The sequence below is a fragment of the Pseudomonas marvdashtae genome (assembly GCF_014268655.2).
GTDB lineage: Bacteria > Pseudomonadota > Gammaproteobacteria > Pseudomonadales > Pseudomonadaceae > Aquipseudomonas > Aquipseudomonas marvdashtae.
In genome coordinates this window covers 73,773-90,774 of sequence record NZ_JABWQX020000003.1, presented here as the reverse complement: position 1 = coordinate 90,774, position 17,002 = coordinate 73,773, and the positions used below count along the sequence as shown (strand labels likewise).

At 58.9% G+C, this 17,002-nt stretch carries 19 protein-coding genes; 10 read left to right on the top strand and 9 right to left on the bottom strand.

Translation table 11 applies throughout. The annotated features are described in order from the left end of the window. The 4 genes from icmH to HU742_RS23295 are packed head-to-tail and all read left to right on the top strand — an operon-like array spanning position 1 to position 6,042. Positions 1-864, top strand: a complete 864-nt coding sequence (gene icmH, locus HU742_RS23310; protein ID WP_186633044.1) for a type IVB secretion system protein IcmH/DotU — start codon at positions 1-3, stop codon at positions 862-864. A 14-nt stretch (positions 865-878) separates the two neighbouring features. Further along, entirely contained in the window at positions 879-4,361 is a 3,483-nt protein-coding gene (gene tssM, locus HU742_RS23305) for a type VI secretion system membrane subunit TssM (RefSeq protein ID WP_186633041.1), read from the top strand. Next, on the top strand, positions 4,361-5,089 hold the full coding sequence (locus HU742_RS23300; RefSeq protein ID WP_186644842.1) for a PP2C family protein-serine/threonine phosphatase: 729 nt from the start codon (positions 4,361-4,363) through the stop codon (positions 5,087-5,089). The genes tssM and HU742_RS23300 overlap by 1 nt, the downstream gene beginning before the upstream one ends. Positions 5,090-5,100: 11 nt before the next feature. Then, on the top strand, positions 5,101-6,042 hold the full coding sequence (locus HU742_RS23295) for a serine/threonine-protein kinase (protein WP_437179909.1): 942 nt from the start codon (positions 5,101-5,103) through the stop codon (positions 6,040-6,042). Here the strand turns inward: HU742_RS23295 and HU742_RS23290 are convergent. Next, the gene (locus HU742_RS23290) at positions 6,031-7,122 is read right to left on the bottom strand and encodes an aminopeptidase (RefSeq protein ID WP_186644841.1); all 1,092 of its coding nucleotides are present in this window, start codon (positions 7,120-7,122) and stop codon (positions 6,031-6,033) included. The genes HU742_RS23295 and HU742_RS23290 overlap by 12 nt on opposite strands. A gap of 58 nt (positions 7,123-7,180) precedes the next feature. Here HU742_RS23290 and HU742_RS23285 point away from each other — a divergent pair, with 58 nt between their 5' ends. Both HU742_RS23285 and HU742_RS23280 read left to right on the top strand, forming a co-directional pair. Next, positions 7,181-7,594, top strand: a complete 414-nt coding sequence (locus HU742_RS23285) for a PA0061/PA0062 family lipoprotein (RefSeq protein WP_186633032.1) — start codon at positions 7,181-7,183, stop codon at positions 7,592-7,594. Positions 7,595-7,634: 40 nt separating this feature from the next. Beyond that, entirely contained in the window at positions 7,635-8,060 is a 426-nt protein-coding gene (locus HU742_RS23280; protein ID WP_186644840.1) for a PA0061/PA0062 family lipoprotein, read from the top strand. Between the two features lie 6 nt (positions 8,061-8,066). On the opposite strand, the gene HU742_RS23275 is transcribed toward HU742_RS23280, so the two are convergent. Further along, the gene (locus HU742_RS23275; RefSeq protein ID WP_186633025.1) at positions 8,067-8,300 is read right to left on the bottom strand and encodes a DUF1161 domain-containing protein; all 234 of its coding nucleotides are present in this window, start codon (positions 8,298-8,300) and stop codon (positions 8,067-8,069) included. 138 nt (positions 8,301-8,438) lie between these two features. Further along, positions 8,439-8,870, bottom strand: coding sequence for an OsmC family protein (locus HU742_RS23270; protein WP_186644839.1), 432 nt, complete (start codon positions 8,868-8,870; stop codon positions 8,439-8,441). A 235-nt stretch (positions 8,871-9,105) separates the two neighbouring features. Here HU742_RS23270 and HU742_RS23265 point away from each other — a divergent pair, with 235 nt between their 5' ends. Beyond that, a complete protein-coding gene (locus tag HU742_RS23265; protein ID WP_186644838.1) occupies positions 9,106-10,107 on the top strand; it encodes an LLM class flavin-dependent oxidoreductase in 1,002 nt (333 codons plus the stop codon). Between the two features lie 53 nt (positions 10,108-10,160). On the opposite strand, the gene HU742_RS23260 is transcribed toward HU742_RS23265, so the two are convergent. Together HU742_RS23260 and HU742_RS23255 are read right to left on the bottom strand one after the other, a co-directional pair. After that, positions 10,161-10,385, bottom strand: coding sequence for a DUF1161 domain-containing protein (locus HU742_RS23260; RefSeq protein WP_186633019.1), 225 nt, complete (start codon positions 10,383-10,385; stop codon positions 10,161-10,163). A 115-nt stretch (positions 10,386-10,500) separates the two neighbouring features. Next, positions 10,501-10,716 (bottom strand): dodecin, encoded by a 216-nt coding sequence (locus HU742_RS23255; RefSeq protein WP_003177209.1) that lies wholly within the window; start codon positions 10,714-10,716, stop codon positions 10,501-10,503. 156 nt (positions 10,717-10,872) lie between these two features. On the opposite strand from HU742_RS23255, the gene HU742_RS23250 reads away from it, so the two are divergent. Continuing rightward, entirely contained in the window at positions 10,873-11,199 is a 327-nt protein-coding gene (locus HU742_RS23250) for an ElaB/YgaM/YqjD family protein (RefSeq protein WP_186611411.1), read from the top strand. On the opposite strand, the gene HU742_RS23245 is transcribed toward HU742_RS23250, so the two are convergent. Next, complete coding sequence (locus tag HU742_RS23245) at positions 11,172-12,089, bottom strand: LysR family transcriptional regulator (protein WP_186633016.1); 918 nt, start codon at positions 12,087-12,089, stop codon at positions 11,172-11,174. The two genes, HU742_RS23250 and HU742_RS23245, sit on opposite strands and share 28 nt — an antisense overlap. 112 nt (positions 12,090-12,201) lie before the next feature. Here HU742_RS23245 and trpB point away from each other — a divergent pair, with 112 nt between their 5' ends. Together trpB and trpA are read left to right on the top strand one after the other, a co-directional pair. Then, positions 12,202-13,434 carry a tryptophan synthase subunit beta gene (gene trpB / locus HU742_RS23240; RefSeq protein WP_186633014.1) on the top strand — a complete coding sequence of 411 codons (1,233 nt, stop codon included), beginning with the start codon at positions 12,202-12,204 and terminating at the stop codon, positions 13,432-13,434. Continuing rightward, the gene (trpA, locus tag HU742_RS23235) at positions 13,434-14,246 is read left to right on the top strand and encodes a tryptophan synthase subunit alpha (protein WP_186633011.1); all 813 of its coding nucleotides are present in this window, start codon (positions 13,434-13,436) and stop codon (positions 14,244-14,246) included. The genes trpB and trpA overlap by 1 nt, the downstream gene beginning before the upstream one ends. Before the next feature lie 75 nt (positions 14,247-14,321). Here the strand turns inward: trpA and HU742_RS23230 are convergent, their stop codons facing one another. From HU742_RS23230 to HU742_RS23220, 3 genes are read right to left on the bottom strand one after another with little or no spacing between them, the layout of a single operon-like run. Then, entirely contained in the window at positions 14,322-16,283 is a 1,962-nt protein-coding gene (locus HU742_RS23230; protein ID WP_186644837.1) for a DUF7844 domain-containing protein, read from the bottom strand. Then, on the bottom strand, positions 16,280-16,600 hold the full coding sequence (locus HU742_RS23225; RefSeq protein ID WP_003187020.1) for a DUF2388 domain-containing protein: 321 nt from the start codon (positions 16,598-16,600) through the stop codon (positions 16,280-16,282). The genes HU742_RS23230 and HU742_RS23225 overlap by 4 nt, the downstream gene beginning before the upstream one ends. Positions 16,601-16,626: 26 nt before the next feature. After that, a complete protein-coding gene (locus HU742_RS23220; protein WP_186644836.1) occupies positions 16,627-16,935 on the bottom strand; it encodes a DUF2388 domain-containing protein in 309 nt (102 codons plus the stop codon). Between the last annotated feature and the right edge of the window lie 67 nt (positions 16,936-17,002).

The window sequence follows — 17,002 nt, the reverse complement described above, 5'->3', positions numbered from 1 at the left end:
ATGGATAAGGAAAATCCTCAGGACGAAACAACCGTTCTGCTCGATCATCACGGGCGCCTTCCTGCTTCGGGGCCACTGACCGATGCTGTTGCGCCGCCGCTCATTAAACAGCTGGAAGAGCGGATGATTTATGCCGCGTGCCAGCCTCGATCTCGAATTTTCATCGCCAGCCTCAATCCGTTGGTCGCGGCCGCCTCCGGGTTGTTGGCCCAAGTAGTATTGCTCAAGCAGGGGCGCGATCGCGCCGAGCTGAACACGCTCAAGCAAGAGCTTTCCCTGGAATTGAAGCAGTTCGAAGCCCTGGCGTTGAGGGGAGGCGTTGAGGAAAGTCAGTTGGTTGCCGCCCGCTATGTGCTGTGCACCGTGCTTGATGAAACGGTGGTGGCCTCGTCGTGGGGGCATGGAAGTGGCTGGTCGCAGATTAGCTTGCTGAGCAGTTTTCACAACGAAACTTTTGGTGGCGAGAAGGTCTTCCAACTGATTGATCGCCTGTCAAAAGATCCCGTCAAGCATTTGCACATGCTGGAGTTGTTATATCTGTGCCTGTCCCTTGGCTTTGAAGGCATGTACCGGATCAAGTCCCGCGGAGCACTTGAGCTCGAAGGGATCCGTGATGCCCTTTACCGTTCCATTCGGCAGGTACGTGGCGACATCTCTCAACAATTTTCGCCTCGTTTGGAGAGCTTTGTTGGCGTGCGGCATAGGCCCGTGCGCATTGTTCCTGCCTGGGCAGTGACGATTTTCACGTTGGTCTTTCTCGGAGCGATGTACTCGGGTTTCGCCTGGGTATTGGAAGAACAACGCGCAAACATACTGCAACTCTATCAATTGCCAGAGCCGGTTATTGTTCAACCGCTGCCTTAAGACAGGGACGTGTCATGAAAATGTTTTTCAGGGAAATCGAGGCCTGGTTGCGTCGGACTTGGGTCTGGACACTGTCATGCGTACTTTGCGTGGGGTTGTTGGTGTGGTTCTTCGGACCGCTGCTGGCAGTAGACGATTACAAATTCTGGGCGAGCCCGACGGCACGTCTCTTGACGATCTGCGTATTGTTCCTGGGGTGGGGCCTGGGCATGGTTTTGTTCAATGAGCGTACTGATTCGAATAAGAAACCCCAACAAACCGACGCGCAATCTCCTCGCATTTTCGACCAGACCCGATCTGACGATGAGCGACGCGAACTGCGCTCGCGCTTCAAGCAAGCCCTGAGAGTATTAAAGACCTCGAGTCTTTACCACGACGAACGCGAGCGCAATGACTTGCCGTGGTATTTGCTAGTGGGACCACTCGCCAGCGGCAAGACCAGTTTGCTGCGAAGCGCCGGTCTGGATTTTCCACTTAACAGGCTTGATAAAAAAACGTTGGCCGATGTGTCGGGCACGCGCAATTGCGACTGGTATTTCGCCCAACAGGCGGTACTGATCGATACCGCCGGACGTTATTTGAATCAGGCAGATACGGACGTCGACGCTAGCGCATGGAATGTACTGCTTCAACTGTTGCGCAAGTACCGTCGTGGTCGGCCGTTGAGCGGCGTATTGGTAACGGTGCCTGTCGAATTTCTATGGACGGGAAGTGAAGACGAAGTTGCCACGCTGGCCTGTCAGATACGTGGCCGTTTGCAGGAAGTTCAACGGCAACTGCGTGTCGATGTACCTATTTATCTGGTGCTGAGCAAGGCGGACAGTTTGCCTGGCTTCAGCGAGTTCTTCGATACTTTGTCACGGGAAGAGAGCGACCAAGTGCTGGGAATGAGTTTTAGCCGGGACCAGCGCGGTAGCGACTTGGATGTGTTGCGAGCCGAGTTCGAGGCGCTGCTGCATAGACTCAACAGCCAGTTACTCATGCGATTGCACCTGGAGCGCGATATCAGACGTCGCGGGCTGATTCTGGATTTTCCACAACGGCTGGCACAGGTAGGTCCTAATCTGTGCTTGCTGGTCGATCTGGCTTTTAATGGCGACGTCTGTCCGCTCCGCGGTGTTTACCTGACCTGCGCGTCGCCGACGCCCCGTCATGTGGCATCGACTGGTCCTGACCATGCAAGACCTCGAGTTTCCAGCGATGCGCTGCCGTCGCGTGAAGGCCACAACGGCCGATTTATTCACCACCTCTTCACCAGGATCATTTTTCCGGAGGCCGGGCTGGCGAGCCCTGATCGGCGCGATAGAAGGCGTCTTTATTGGGGTCAACGCGCACTGTATATCGGAGCGCTGACAACCCTAGGCCTTTTTGGGCTGTTATGGGCGAACGGTTTCTCAGCCAACCACCAACGTCTGGAGTCCCTGCGTACGATGGCACAACGCTGGGATCAGCAGCGTTCGGCCCAAACCGCCATTGATGATTCGATGGCGATGCTCGAGGCGCTTGATATCCGTTTCGAGGCCACAAAGGTTTTCCCTCCTGCGAAAGCGGTGCCTTTGTACGAGCGCATCGGTCTCTATCAAGGTGAGGCGAGCAGGTCGACGGTGCTCGGCGCATATGAGCATGAATTGCTGTCACAGCTATTGCCACGCGTTGCCAAGATGCTGGAGGGGCATATTCATGACAACCTGAATGAACGCGAGCAACTGCTCAACAGCCTGCGCGCATATCTGATGCTTGCCCAGCCCGAGCGCCGCGACAATGCATGGCTCAAGACACGGGTGGCCCGTGAATGGTCACAGAGATACCCCGGTAATACGGGATTACAGAGCGGATTGCTTGCCCATTTCGAGCGTCTATTGGAGCAACCGTTCATTCATAGCCTCAACGATTCGTTGGTGGTCCAGTCTCGGGAGATGCTGCGCAGTGAGTCGTTGGCGACTGTCGTCTATCGAATGCTTCGCGAGCAGGCCAGCCATCTACCGCAATATAGGCTCAGCCAGCACCTGGGTCCGCAAGGATCGTTGCTGGTTGGTGCTGATCATCTCATTCCCGGGTTCTACACCCGTCAAGGGTACGAGCAATACTTCTCCGTTCAGGGCATGACGCTGGTCACCGGACTGCTGCGTGACAACTGGGTCCTGGGTGGGGACGGAAGCCTTAGCGGCATGGATTTGCGTCGTCTGCGGATCGAGTTGGAGCAGTTGTATTTTCATGACTACGCCGACGTCTGGGGCGAAGCGATCGGTCAGGTAGGGTTGCAACCGGTCCGAGGCGCAGGCGATGCTGCCGAGCAACTGGTGGGGTTGACCTCAGCTCATTCACCCATCCTGCAACTGCTGGTACAGGTGCGTGAAAACACTCGGATTCCGAGCGTTTCCGAGCGCATCGAGGATGCTGCGCAAGTGGCTGGGAACACTATTCAACTTGCAACAATCGCCAGTAAGGTCTCCGATTCGGTGGTGAGAGATGTGCCGGATACTGGCCAGAAAGCCTTGCAGCGGCGCTTTGAGCCGTTGCACCGTCTGTTGGACGCTGATAACGGTCCTGCAGCTGACCTGACCCTGGCCCTGCGTGCCCTGGAGGATACCCAATTGCAGATGGCAAGCCTGGCACGTGCTAGCGCACCGGAGCAGGCCGCATTTGAACTGGCTAAACATCGAATGGGTGGCCAGCGCGATGCCTTGAGCAATCTGCGTAGCGCGTCGGCACGTTTGCCACGCCCGATCAGTGGTTGGTTTAACGGGTTGGCCGAGGATAGCTGGCGCTTGGTGCTCAGCGATTCATACCGCTACCTGAACCAGCGTTATCAAAACGAGCTGTACAGTTTTTACGGTAAGGCAATCAATAAGCGATATCCCTTCAGCGCCCTCAGTGTCAGCGATGTAGCGATTAGCGATTTCCGGGAGTTTTTCAAGGATCAAGGCGTTGTCGACCGATTCTTCGAGAGCTATATGCGTCCTTTCGTAAGCGGCCAGGCGGGGCACTACCGACTGCTTAGCGTTGACGGCCAGAGCTTGCCCATGTCCAAGGCTTATTTAGATCAGATGGCGACTGTGCATACCATTCGCCAGAGCTTTTTTGTGGATAATCCTGCTGAGCCACAAGTTCAGTTCAAATTGGAACCCTACACACTTGACCCGGCAGTGAGCCGATCCGAATTTCGCTTTGGCGACAAAATACTGGAGTACCGCCACGGTCCTATACAGCCCATGACCTTCACATGGCCGATCGAGGCGCAGGATGGTCGGGCATCTCTTTTGCTGGAGAGAATGGCCGGAGGGCGCGGTATCGGCATCGAGAAAAACACCGGGCCGTGGTCGCTGTTTCGTTTGCTCGACATTATGCAAACCGAATACCTGACGGGTCGCGACGTACGCGTGCTCAAGGCCGACCTCGGTGGCCTGCGAGCCAACTACTTATTGATGAGCCAGCGCACGCCGAACCCTTTTGACATGGCCGTGTTACGGACATTCAGAATGCCGGTACAGCTCTGATGCATGACGCCAGCCGCTGGCGTAGCGCCGCGCGTACGGACCCTGGAAAGGTCCGCCCAAGGAACGAGGATACTTTCCTGGACTGCCCGGAGCGGGGATTATGGGCGGTTGCCGACGGGATGGGCGGTTATCCGGGCGGCGATATTGCCAGTCAGTTGATTGTAGCCAACCTGGCCGAGCTACCTCTTTGCCCAGATATCGGGCAGCGCTCGAGAGCCGTGCGCCAATGTCTGCACTGGACCAATCGGCGCTTGAGCCAGGAACTGACCGTCACGGCTGAAAATCCACTTGGTACCACAGGGAGCACAGCCGTGGTGCTGCTGTTGGAAGGCAATCGTGCCGTTTGTATCTGGGCAGGCGATAGTCGTTGTTACCTATGGCGCGGACAACGGCTCTATCAATTATCCAGAGACCACTCACTGCGCCAACGACTGATCGATGAACAACACATCAGCCTCGACGAGGCAGATGCCCATCCTGCGGCCAAGGCGTTGACCCGTGCGGTGGGCGCCTCTCCAGAGTTGAAGTTGGAAGTGCTGGAACTGGAAGTCCAGCGCGGCGATACGTTCTTGCTTTGCAGCGACGGCTTGTATCAGGAAGTCAGCAGCGCAGCGCTCGGTGACGCAATGGGTTTGAGTTCGCCGTACAAGATAATGGAGCGTCTCTTTGAAGGCGCTCTGATTGGTTTGGCACGGGATAATCTGACGGCAGTGGTGATCTGCAGTTGAATAATCCTACCGTGACTCCAGATATCCCAAGTGTTGGCCAGGACCGTCCCATTTGTTTTGCCCTTGCATCATCCGCTACGGCCCCGGGCCAGCAACGTATCGGCGACGTACCGAAAATATTATCGGGACGTTATTGTCTTGAGCGCATGCTCGGGGCGGGCGGTATGGGAGTCGTGTATCGCACCCGAGATTTGCTGTACGAACAATTCGGAGACCCAGATCCGTACATTGCGCTGAAAATGCTCAGGGAGGACTTTGACGAGTCGCCCGACGCAAGCGCGCTGCTCTATAGCGAGTTTGCCCTGACCCGTCGCCTGTTTCACCCCAACGTATTGCGTCCATACACTTTCGAAGTGGACGCCGTTCACAAGCAGGCGTTTATCACCATGGAGTTGATGCGCGGCTTGACCCTGGACAAATTGCTTTGTGAACGTCCACTCGGTTTGCCTTGGCCTGAGCTGAAAGCGATTGCGCTGCCACTGCTCGATGCCATGGCGTATGCGCACCACCGAGGCGTACGGCACGGCGACGTCAAGCCTAGCAACATCATGTTGGGCGAAGAAGGGGTGCGACTTTTTGATTTTGGCCTGGGCCTGGCCGAAGAAGGCCCTCTGAAAGACTTGCCCTCCTTGAACCGGCAATGTCTCAATGCCTGGACCCCAGGCTACGCCGCCCCCGAGTTGCTTGAAGGATCTCCCCTGTCCGCCCGCGCCGATCTCTATAGCCTGGCTTGCGTACTTTATGAACTGGCATGCGGCAAACATCCCTACCGGCGTTTACCTTCAAACCAGGCGCGCGATACCGGGCTGGAGCGCCAACTCAAGGCACCGCGCAACCTGCCCAGGCGCTGTTGGCCGTCGTTGCGTACGACGCTGGCCTTCGATCCCGAACGGCGCAGCCTCAATGCGGCGCAACTGCGTGAGGTGTGGGCGGGTGGTTCGTTATGGTGGTAGGGGCTTGCTTGCACTGAGCGCCTTCAAGGCTGCCTTGCGCTCATCCACCGGCAACCGGCCAAGGTTTTCCACCGCCGCATAAAACGCAACCCAATCCCCATTCTCACGTTCGAACAACGCCGCAAACGCCGGCACCCATTGGTCATACAGGCCGAAGGGCAGTAGCCGTGCGTTGTTCAGTGGTGCATAGACCCACGCGTCATAACGCTTGTCGCCGGCCCATTGGGTATCGCGCATTTGCGCGTAGTCGGCGCGCAGTCGTTCAAATTCCGCAGCCTTGCGCTGGCGCATCTGATCGGCCGGCAGCGGTTGGGCGTAGAGGGTTTCCAGCCGCTGGCGGGTGTCGAGGATCAGTTGGATGAATTGGTCGCGTTGGCGCACCTTGTTGCCGTTGTCCGGCGCCAGTCCGCGATGGGCGCGCCATTGCCGGGTGCCTTGCTGCTCGACGAAGGTGGCAAAGGATTCGTTGAATTCCGTATCGTCCTTTACGTAGAACCGCTGGTGCGCCAGTTCATGAAAGATCAGCGTCGCCAGGCGCTCGTCGCCCCAGTGCAGCATCGAACTGAGGATCGGGTCGTTGAACCAGCCCAAGGTCGAATAAGCCTCCACGCCGCCAATCGATACATCCATACCCCGCAAGCGCTGCAACGCGGCCTCGCCTCGGGCGGCGCTTTGGCTGTAGTAGCCGCGATACGCGACGCAACCGGCGATGGGGAAGCAATGGTTTTGCGGTGCCAGGGAAAATTCCTGCGTGGCGAAGACATTCCAGACGACGAAGGGGCGATCAATGTCCGCGTACAGGCGATAGCTTTTGTTATCGGGCAGGTGCAGGTGGGCGCTGGCGAACGCCCGGGCCTTGCGCGCCTGGGCCAGATGAGCGCGCAACGTTGGGTCGCGGGCGGGGTCGGCGATGACCCGGTCGATCGGCTCCCGGGCTTGCAGCAGTCGCAGTTGTCCGCTGGCGAGCTGGCTGTAGTAGCTGACGCTGGAGCAACCGTTGAGTAACAAAAGCACGAGGGCGGGAAACAAAATCCGGAAAACACGGTCGAGTAACCGATGGCGTGAACGCTGCCTGATCAATTGGAATCACCCTGGGAAAGTCTGCCCCAAGACTATCCCGCTTGCCCGGAGCTTCGCTATGCGCGTGTTGATGCTGACGAGTGGCCTGTTGCTGCTGACCGGTTGTGCCGGTTTGCCCGATCCTGATCCGTCCCAAGCGTGGATCGATCTTGCAGACCATCAGAACACGGCGTTGCAAGCGTTGGAGGTCGACGACAAGGAATCCATCGACCGGCGTTATTTCGAAGTGCAACCCGGCAGCCATGAGCTGACGGTGCGTTATCAATTTGCCGTGGAGCCGGGCAACATCGGCCCGGATGCAGAGCCGCTGTGGCGTGATTGCCGGCTGAACGTGAAATTCAAAGACTTCAACGCGGGCCAGCGTTATCAACTACAGGCCGGCAGTATCGGTTTCCGTCCGTGGGCCAAGCTGTATGACCAGCAGCGTAAAGTGGTGGGCCAGGGCACGCCAGCGGGCTGCCAACAAACGTGATTGGCGCTATGCTCAGTGCCTGATCCTCGGGAGACTCACCATGCGCTTACCCCTGCTGTTACTGGCCCTGGTCTCCATGAGCGGTTGCGCAACGAGCCCGCTGCCCCAGGTCGACCCGAACATGGCGTGGATCGATTTCGCCACACCCATGCCGGGCGGCAAAGTGCTGATGGCTGAAAGCCTGGATGGACAGCGGTTGCGAGACGGAAGGTTCTTTCAGGTTTCGCCGGGCAGCCACGAACTGAGAGTTCGCTTCGACTTCGAGGTGTTCAGCGGTGGCGGGTTGGGCATGCAAGCCGAACCGCAAGAGCGGCTGTGCTACATGCTCGTGCGTTACGACCATTTCGAGGCTGGCCAGCGCTATCGACTGGAGGGACGCAACCTGGCGTTCACCCCCAGCGCCCGGCTCTATGACGCCAAGCGTCAAATCGTGGCCGAAGAGCGACAAGTCAATTGCGTTCCGTAGGGCGCTCTAGCGGTCGTTCTTCTGGTAGATGATCTTCTTCGTGCCGTTTTCGCAACTGCCCACCACCATGTTCTGATCGTGCGCTTCGTCATTGCTGACGATTTCCAAGGTGTACGACGACACGTTATTAGCCTGGATCTTCGCTTCGATTTCCGCTTTTAGTTCGTCGCAGGATTTAGGTGCCGCGAGGGTCGAAGTGGCCAAGGTGCAACCGATGACTGCCAGGGCAAAACGTTTCATGCTGGAATTCCTCAATGCAGCGCGCACTGCCTGTGCGCTGAAACTGCAGGCCTGCATTCGATCATAATTGTCTTCGGGTAAATAGATCGCCCATGAAGAAGATCGCAGCCTGTTGGGGACTGCGATCTTTTCTGTTCATCAACTTACCAGCGATGCCTCCAGGGTGATCTTGGCATTGAGGACCTTGGAAACCGGGCAACCTTCCTTGGCTTTATTGCTCAGCTCTTCGAATTGCTGCTGGCTGGCGCCGGGGATTTTGGCCTTGAGAATCAGCTTCACCGCCGTAATCGCAAAGCCGCCGTCAACCTGGTCCAGCGTGACTTCGGCATTGGTGTCGATGCTGTCGGCCTTGAGCCCGGCGTCGCCGAGGATCATCGAAAATGCCATGGAGAAGCAGCCCGCGTGGGCCGCGCCGATCAATTCCTCGGGGTTGGTGCCCTTGCCGCCTTCAAAACGGGCCTTGAAGCCATAGGGCGCTTCACGCAACACGCCGGTTTCCGTGGAGATCGAGCCGATTCCGGTCTTCAGGTCACCTTCCCAGTGAGCCGATGCTTTCTTGACGATAGCCATGTGTGCCTCCTCATGATCCGGCGCGAGGGTTCGCGCCTGGGTATTTTCAGTGCCAGGATTGTGAGGATAGACCGACCGATAAAGTTCATCCGGTCGATTAGCCGACTAATTTGGTAGGAAAATTCTTCACTACTATTGAAACTCGGGTATATGCCCACATTGCATGTAGCACACCTATAGAAACGGCAGGCTTTCGTCCGTAAGAAAGCTCATACGCCGTTGGAGATGCCGGCCCATGAAACAGCTGTCCGAAGTTAAATTTTCTACCCTTGACCTTGTGCCCGTTCGTGCTGACGGCAACGCCGCCCAGTCCTTGCGAAACTCGCTGGACCTGGCGCAGCACGTGGAAAAATTCGGCTATACCCGATTCTGGGTGGCGGAACACCATAATATGGACGGCATCGCCAGCTCCGCGACCGCTGTTCTGCTGGGCTATCTGGCAGGGGGCACTTCGACCATTCGCGTTGGCTCCGGCGGGGTAATGCTGCCGAATCACGCGCCGTTGGTGATCGCCGAGCAGTTCGGCACGCTTGAGAGCCTCTTTCCTGGCCGGATCGACCTTGGGCTGGGACGCGCGCCCGGTTCCGACCAGATAACCGCCCGGGCCCTGCGCCGTGAACGTTCCGGCAGCGCCGATGATTTCCCGGAAGACGTGACCGAATTGATGCGCTACCTCGGCCCGCGGACGCCGGACCAACGCATCATCGCCATGCCCGGCACCGGGACCAACGTGCCGGTGTGGTTGTTGGGTTCAAGTTTGTTCAGCGCGCAGCTGGCCGGTGAGCGCGGCTTGCCCTACGCCTTCGCCTCGCATTTCGCACCGCGTTTCATGCACGAGGCGATCCGCATCTACCGCAGCCACTTCAAACCGTCGGCGGTGCTCGACAAGCCCTATGTCATGCTCGGCGTGCCGCTGGTGGCGGCGGACACCGACGAACAGGCCGATTACCTGGCAACGTCGGTGTACCAGCGGATCCTCGCACTGATGCGCGGCCAGAGCTTGGTGCAACGTCCACCTGTTGAAACCATGAACGGCCTCTGGCTGCCCCATGAGAAAGAAGCGGTGGGCGACTTCCTCGGCCTGGCCATGATCGGCGGTCCGCAGAAGATCCGCGCCAAGTTGGAAGTGCTGATCGAGCAAACCCAGGCCGATGAGCTGATTTTCACCAGTGATCTCTATGAGCACGCTGACCGCCTGCATTCGTACGAACTGCTGGCGCAGGTGATGAAGGGCTGAGTCACACGCATAAAAAAGCCGACGCACGCGTCGGCTTTGGGCGTTCGAAAGGATCAACCCCTCTTGTAGACGATTTCCTTCGCACCGCCCTCACAGGTGCCGACGACTTTTGCGTCAGCCGCTGCGCCTTTATCGACGATTTCCAGCGAATAACCTGACACGCCCTTGGCGTCCAGCTTCGCTGCGATTTCGCCTTTCAACTCTTCACAGGGCTTACCAGCCGCAAACGCACCGCTCGCAAGGCTCAGCAAACCCAGGGCCACCATCAACTTTTTCATCGCTCGCACTCCTTGGTCGGATCATAGGACAGCTATGAGACAGGACGACGCGCTCGTTCGATAGCGCATCGCCATTCCCTATGGCACTCCGCCAGTGTGCAAAGTTCACCGAGCATCAGCTATTGGCGATCCGGAATCCGACTTTGATGGTCACCTGGAAATGCGCGGCCCGGCCGTTTTCGATGTGGCCGCGGGTTTCCGTGACTTCAAACCACTCCAGATGCTTGAGGCTTTTGCTGGCCTCGGCCAAGGCATTGTTGATGGCGTCTTCAATGCTGGTGGGAGACGAGCCGACCAGCTCGACTTTTTTGTACGTGTGATGATCACTCATGACGTTCTCCTTGGTTGTTTTCTACAGCCTAGCAGCGATTTTTCGCCTTACTTGTGTCGCCGTTTACGCTGTGAAAGTTCAGATTTACTGCACTTTCCCAAACGGTCGGAGTCCCAACTCTCACACGCTACTCAACCACTGCAGGAGAGAGCCACTATGGCCAGCACTTCGTTACGCAAAGCCTCGTTGCAAAGCATGGAAGCGGAGATCGAGAGTCTGCTCAAGTCGTTGGAAAGCCTGAAGGACGACGCCTCGGACGAGTCGCGTAAGACCCTCAAGTCGCTGAAGGCAAATGCCGAAAGCGCGCTGAAACATTCTCGGCATCTGCTGAGCGATGCCTATGAAGAGGTCAAGGTGAAAACCCGCGAAACCGGGATCGCCACGCGCGACTACGCTCAAGAACACCCTTGGACCACCGCCGGTGTCGCGGTTGGAGCACTGGGTTTGTTGGCCGCCTACTTGCTGTGCAAACGCGGCGACTGAATCGATGGGTTCAGCTCTTGCCTGAGCCATTGCGCCAATTGCCGGGCGCGCCCATCGGCGGCGCGCTTGGGCAGCCATAACGCCAACCGCGCCGAAGTTTCACTGAAACCCCACGGCGCGGCCAGGCGACCGGCACGCAGGTCTTCGGCGACCAGCGGTTCGGGGGCAATTGCCACTCCGAGCCCGGCGACGGCAGCCTCCAGCAAATAATACAAATGCTCAAAACCTTGCCCGAACTTCAACGCCTGGGGTTCAAGGGCATTTTGGCGTGCCCAGGTCGGCCAGGCCTGGGGACGCGAAGTGGTGTGCAACAGCGGTTCGCCCAGCAGCGCGCTGGCCGGTGCATCTTGCAAGTGAACGAATCCGGCGTAACGAGGGCTGATGACCGGGCCGATTCGCTCGCTGACCAGTTCATACACCTGCATGTCGGCCGGCCAAGGCGGTTCGGCGAACACCAGCAATGCGTCTAGCCCCGGCCGCCTGGGGTCCAGGTCGCCCTCGCCGGCGGACAAGTGCAAGCGCAAGTCCGGCAGGTCGGCATTGAGCCTGCCCAGGCGAGGGATGAACCAGCGCGCCAGCAAGCTTCCCGAGCAGCCCAACACGAACGGAGCGTCCGCCGTGCTTTGCGTCAGCTCTGCGCAAATGGTGCGCAGGCGCTCGAACGCGTCGGCACTGGCGTCACGTAGGCGCAACCCTGCATCTGTGAGTTTAAGGCCACGTCCATCCTTGACGAACAGGCTGACGCCCAAGTGCTCTTCGAGCACCTTCAGTTGCCGGCTGACGGCGCCATGGGTCACATGCAGCTGTTCTGCCGCTTGGCTTACGCTGTTCAGGCGGGCGGTAGCCTCGAAGGCACGCAGGGCGTTAAGCGGCGGTAAGTCATGGCTCATGATATCTGTGAGTTTTCCTGACAGGTTGCGGCGATCTTATCGGTTTTCAGCACGAGATGTCAGGGGTAGAGTGAGCCTCATTGTCTTTCTACGCCTTCGCCTGGAGCGCCCGATGACCCAGTCTACGACCCCTTTCAACCTCAGTAGCGGCCCTGATGCGAACGGTATGTTCGGCGCCTTCGGTGGCCGCTATGTGGCCGAAACCTTGATGCCGCTGATTCTTGATCTGGCCCGTGAATACGAAGTGGCGAAGGAAGATCCTGCGTTCATCGAGGAATTGGCCTACTTCCAGCGCGACTACGTCGGTCGTCCGAGCCCGCTGTATTTCGCCGAACGCCTGACCGAGTATTGCGGCGGCGCGAAAATCTATCTCAAGCGTGAAGAGCTGAACCATACCGGCGCGCACAAGATCAACAACTGCATCGGCCAGATCCTGCTGGCGCGGCGCATGGGTAAAAAACGCATCATTGCCGAGACCGGCGCTGGCATGCACGGCGTGGCTACTGCCACCGTCGCGGCGCGTTTCGGCCTGGACTGCGTTATCTACATGGGCACCACTGACATTGAGCGCCAGCAGGCCAACGTGTTCCGCATGAAGCTGCTCGGTGCGGAAGTCATCCCGGTGGTCGCTGGTACTGGCACCTTGAAGGATGCGATGAACGAGGCACTGCGCGACTGGGTGACCAACGTTGACAGCACGTTCTATTTGATCGGCACTGTGGCAGGTCCGCATCCGTACCCGGCAATGGTCCGCGACTTCCAGGCCGTGATCGGCAAAGAGACCCGCGATCAACTGCAAGCCCAGGAAGGCCGCTTGCCGGACAGCTTGGTGGCGTGCATCGGCGGCGGCTCCAATGCCATGGGCCTGTTCCATCCGTTCCTGGATGACAAAAGTGTCGAGATCATTGGTGTCGAAGCTGCCGGCTACGGCATCGAGACCGGTAAGCACGCGGCGAGCCTGAACGGCGGCGTGCCGGGCGTACTGCACGGCAACCGTACCTTCCTGTTGCAGGATGACGACGGGCAGATCATCGACGCCCATTCGATTTCCGCTGGTCTCGACTACCCCGGTATCGGCCCGGAACACGCCTGGTTGCATGACATTGGTCGCGTCCAATACACCTCGGTCACTGACGCCGAAGCCCTGGAAGCTTTCCACAAATGCTGCCGCCTGGAAGGGATTATCCCTGCGCTGGAAAGCGCCCATGCCCTGGCTGAAGTGTTCAAGCGCGCACCGAACTTGCCGAAGGACCACCTGATGGTGGTCAACCTGTCCGGTCGTGGCGATAAAGACATGCAAACCGTGATGCACCACATGGAACAGTCCCAGCAGGAGAAACACTGATGAGCCGCCTGCAAACCCGTTTTGCCGAACTCAAGGAACAGAACCGCGCGGCCCTGGTGACGTTTGTCACGGGCGGCGACCCGGACTACGACACCTCGCTGGCGATTCTCAAGGGACTTCCTGCCGCTGGCGCCGATGTGATCGAGTTGGGCATGCCATTCACCGATCCGATGGCCGACGGCCCGGCGATCCAGTTGGCCAACATCCGGGCCTTGGGCGCCCAGCAAAACCTGGCGAAAACCCTGCAGATGGTTCGCGAGTTCCGCAAGGACAACGCTGATACGCCGTTGGTGCTGATGGGTTATTACAACCCGATCCATCGTTATGGCGTGCAGCGTTTCATTGGCGAGGCGCTGGACTCCGGAGTCGACGGCCTGATCGTCGTGGACATGCCGCCCGAGCACAACAGTGAACTGTGCGAACCGGCCCAGGCGGCAGGGCTGGACTTCATCCGCCTGACCACGCCGACCACCGATGACGTGCGCTTGCCGACTGTGCTCAACGGCAGTTCGGGTTTCGTGTACTACGTGTCGGTGGCGGGCGTAACCGGCGCCGGTGCTGCGACGCTGGAGCATGTCGAAGAGGCCGTCGCACGCCTGCGCCGCCATACCGATTTGCCGATCAGCATCGGTTTCGGCATCCGCACGCCAGAGCAGGCGGCGGCCATCGCACGACTGGCTGACGGGGTGGTGGTTGGTTCGGCGCTGATCGACCATATCGCCAGCGCCGATACGCCGGAGCAAGCGATTGATGGGGTGTTGAGCCTATGTGCTGCCTTGGCTGATGGCGTGCGCAAAGCGCGTATCGACTGATTCGGACCAGGCATCAAAAAGGGGTTCAGAACTTGGTTCTGAACCCCTTTTTGTTACTGCTTCAGGAGTGTTTCGTCAGGGTAGCTCCAATCCGCCTCCGGCCTTGTGCAGCTTGCGCAAATGCTCGCCGATCGCTTTTACATTGGCCTCGCTTGCAGCAATTTCAGCGGCGCGGCTCGGTTCCAGGAGCGCCCGGACTTCCTTGTCCAGATCACCGGTCAGTGTTTGCAGCTGTTTCTGACGCAAGCTGCTTTCTGATTCCAGGCGCTGCCACTCGCTGGGTTGCGGTAATCCGTAGCCGCTGGTACCTAGCAGTTCAGCCGGACGGCTCAGGAAGCCGCTGTTGGCTAGAATCTGTTGCAACGTCGCGTTAGCCCGTTCCATGCCGCCGTTCTGCAACTCACGGGCTCCGAGGTAACGTTGTTTGACTTCATCCTGCGCCAACAACAATTGTCGACGATAGCTGGCCTGTTCCAGCAGCAACAATGCTGCGCTGGTGCGTAGGTCGGCCTGTTCGAACCAGACGCGGCGTTCGGCGGCATCCAAGGCCAGCCAGTCCTCCACCGTTTGTTGCTTGACGGGCAGATGCTTCTTCAGCACATCGAACATCGCCTGGTACCGCTCACGGAATGAGTCGAAGCGGTAGCCCAGGCGCAAGGCTTCCTTGGGATCATCCAACACGCTGGTATCCGCCAGGCCCCGGCCCTTTAGCACTTCCAGCAGGCCGTTGGGCATGATGCTGTCCAGGCCCTTGAGCTGTTCGTTGTTGGTGCCGCTGCGCAGTAGCTTCAAGCTTTCCACGGCGCAGTTATTGGACAGGAAGTAATAGCTGCCGTCGTAGCTCCAGTGCATTTCGGCGGCGTGTTCGACCGTTTCCTCTATCTCAGTGCGCGACAGGTTCAGTGGTACAGACGCCAGGCTGCGCAATTCGGTCTTGGTGTATTCATCGATCACTTGGGCGAGCGGTAGCACGAACAGGCGCGACGGGTATTTGCCCACCAGCCCGTCCCAACTCGACAACTGCACGTCGCCCACAAAGGCGCGGTATGACAGCACCAGGTGTTGGTCCAGGTCCAGGCGGCAGTCCGGGCCACGCGGCCGGTCCGGTGCGCAAATCACCAGGCGGAGCATGCTGTGGCCCCAGCGGCTGACCCAGTTCTGGTTGGCTTCGGCCAACAGGTAGTCAATGGCATAGACCCGTTCCGGATCGACCTTGCCCAGTGGCGTCTTGGCGAAGTCGTTACCGGCGTTGAGGAAGGCGAACGATTTTGCACAGGTGTCCTTGGCGGCGGGGGCCCAACCAAAGTGTTCCTGATAATAGCGATACAGCGCGGGACGTCGGCAGGCATAGCTGGAGTCCAGGAGAAAGTACTCCATGTTGACCGCGACGAACTCCTTGGGGCTGCTGGTCTCGTAAAGGTCCGGGCTGCGGACGACTTGACGATTGTGCTGCTCCCGTTCACCGCGACGGCCGACGTATTGCGGCCAGCCCGCCAGGTCGAGCAAGCGAGGATCGTCGCTCAGTGTAAAGCGGCGATCGTTCTGGCCTCGGCATTCATCGGGCAGGCCAATCAACCCGGCGCTGCTGTTGCGTCGAGTGCAACGCTGGATCAGCGCACGCTCGGCATCCGGCCATAGACGCGAGCGGTCATAAATGTGAGTCAGTTCGTGGAGGACCGTGGCGAGCATTTCCCGCCGTACCGTGCCGTGGGGGCGCTGGGTCTTCTGTGTGGCGGCGCTGCCGTCGGTGAGGCTATCCAGCAGGTTTCGGTTCAGGTCCAGCTGTGACACCAGCGAGGCCTGGCCGTAGGCGTTGGCGGGCATTTGGTCGGTCCAGCCAACATCAATGCGGCGGTCCAGTCGCTCGATGAAGCGTGGCGGCAATGCCTGCATGGCTTCATTGAGCAGTGCCTGGCTGGCCTGCTGCTGTGCCGGCGTCAAGCCGTCGGCATTAAGGTGTAGCTGCAGGCCGGCCTGGGCGGTGCTGCCGATAAGCAGCACGACCCCGGCCGTCAGCCAGGCGGCGAGCCGCCTCACAATGCGAGGATGGCTTCGGCGAGAACCTGGTCACTGGCGTCGCGCGCTTCCGGCACGCGTGTACGCAAGGTATCGAAGGCGGCCTCGAGATGAGCGCCACGAATTTCGCCATTGCTGGCGACGAAGCTGGCCGCGTCGTCGTGGGCTTCGCGAACGATCTTCGAATCGCGGATGGATGTGGTGGTGTCGGAGGTGAAATCGATCGTGCGCTGTGAAGCGCGAACGATGATGTTACTGGTGGCTACCAGGGTATGTGCCTGGGCCACATCGGCCAACACCAGCAGGCCTAGGGCGGCAGCAATCAGCGGGCTACGCATGGAACGACTCCGGAAAATGAAGATAACTATTGGACGAGAATTGCCTCTGCCAGTTCAAGGTCGCTGGCGTGAAGTTTTGGCTGGGTCCGGCGCATGTAGTCCAGGGCCGATTCCAACCGTGCACCTCTCAGCTGTCCGTCGCTGGCAATGAATACCGCAGCGTCATCACGGGCGGCGACGATAAGTTTATTGTCGAAGGGCGCAGAGGTCACCAAGGATGTGGCGTAGCCGCTAGCCACCACTTGCTGGGTGGTCACATCGAAGGCGTGGGCCGGAACAGACCAGCAAAAAACAACTAGGCAAGACGCGATAAACGGATTTGGATAAAAACGCATGGGACTCGACGGTTGATGGCGAGCCTGAAGGCTAGCGCAAACCTGCGGGCCAGAGCCAGTGCTGAAA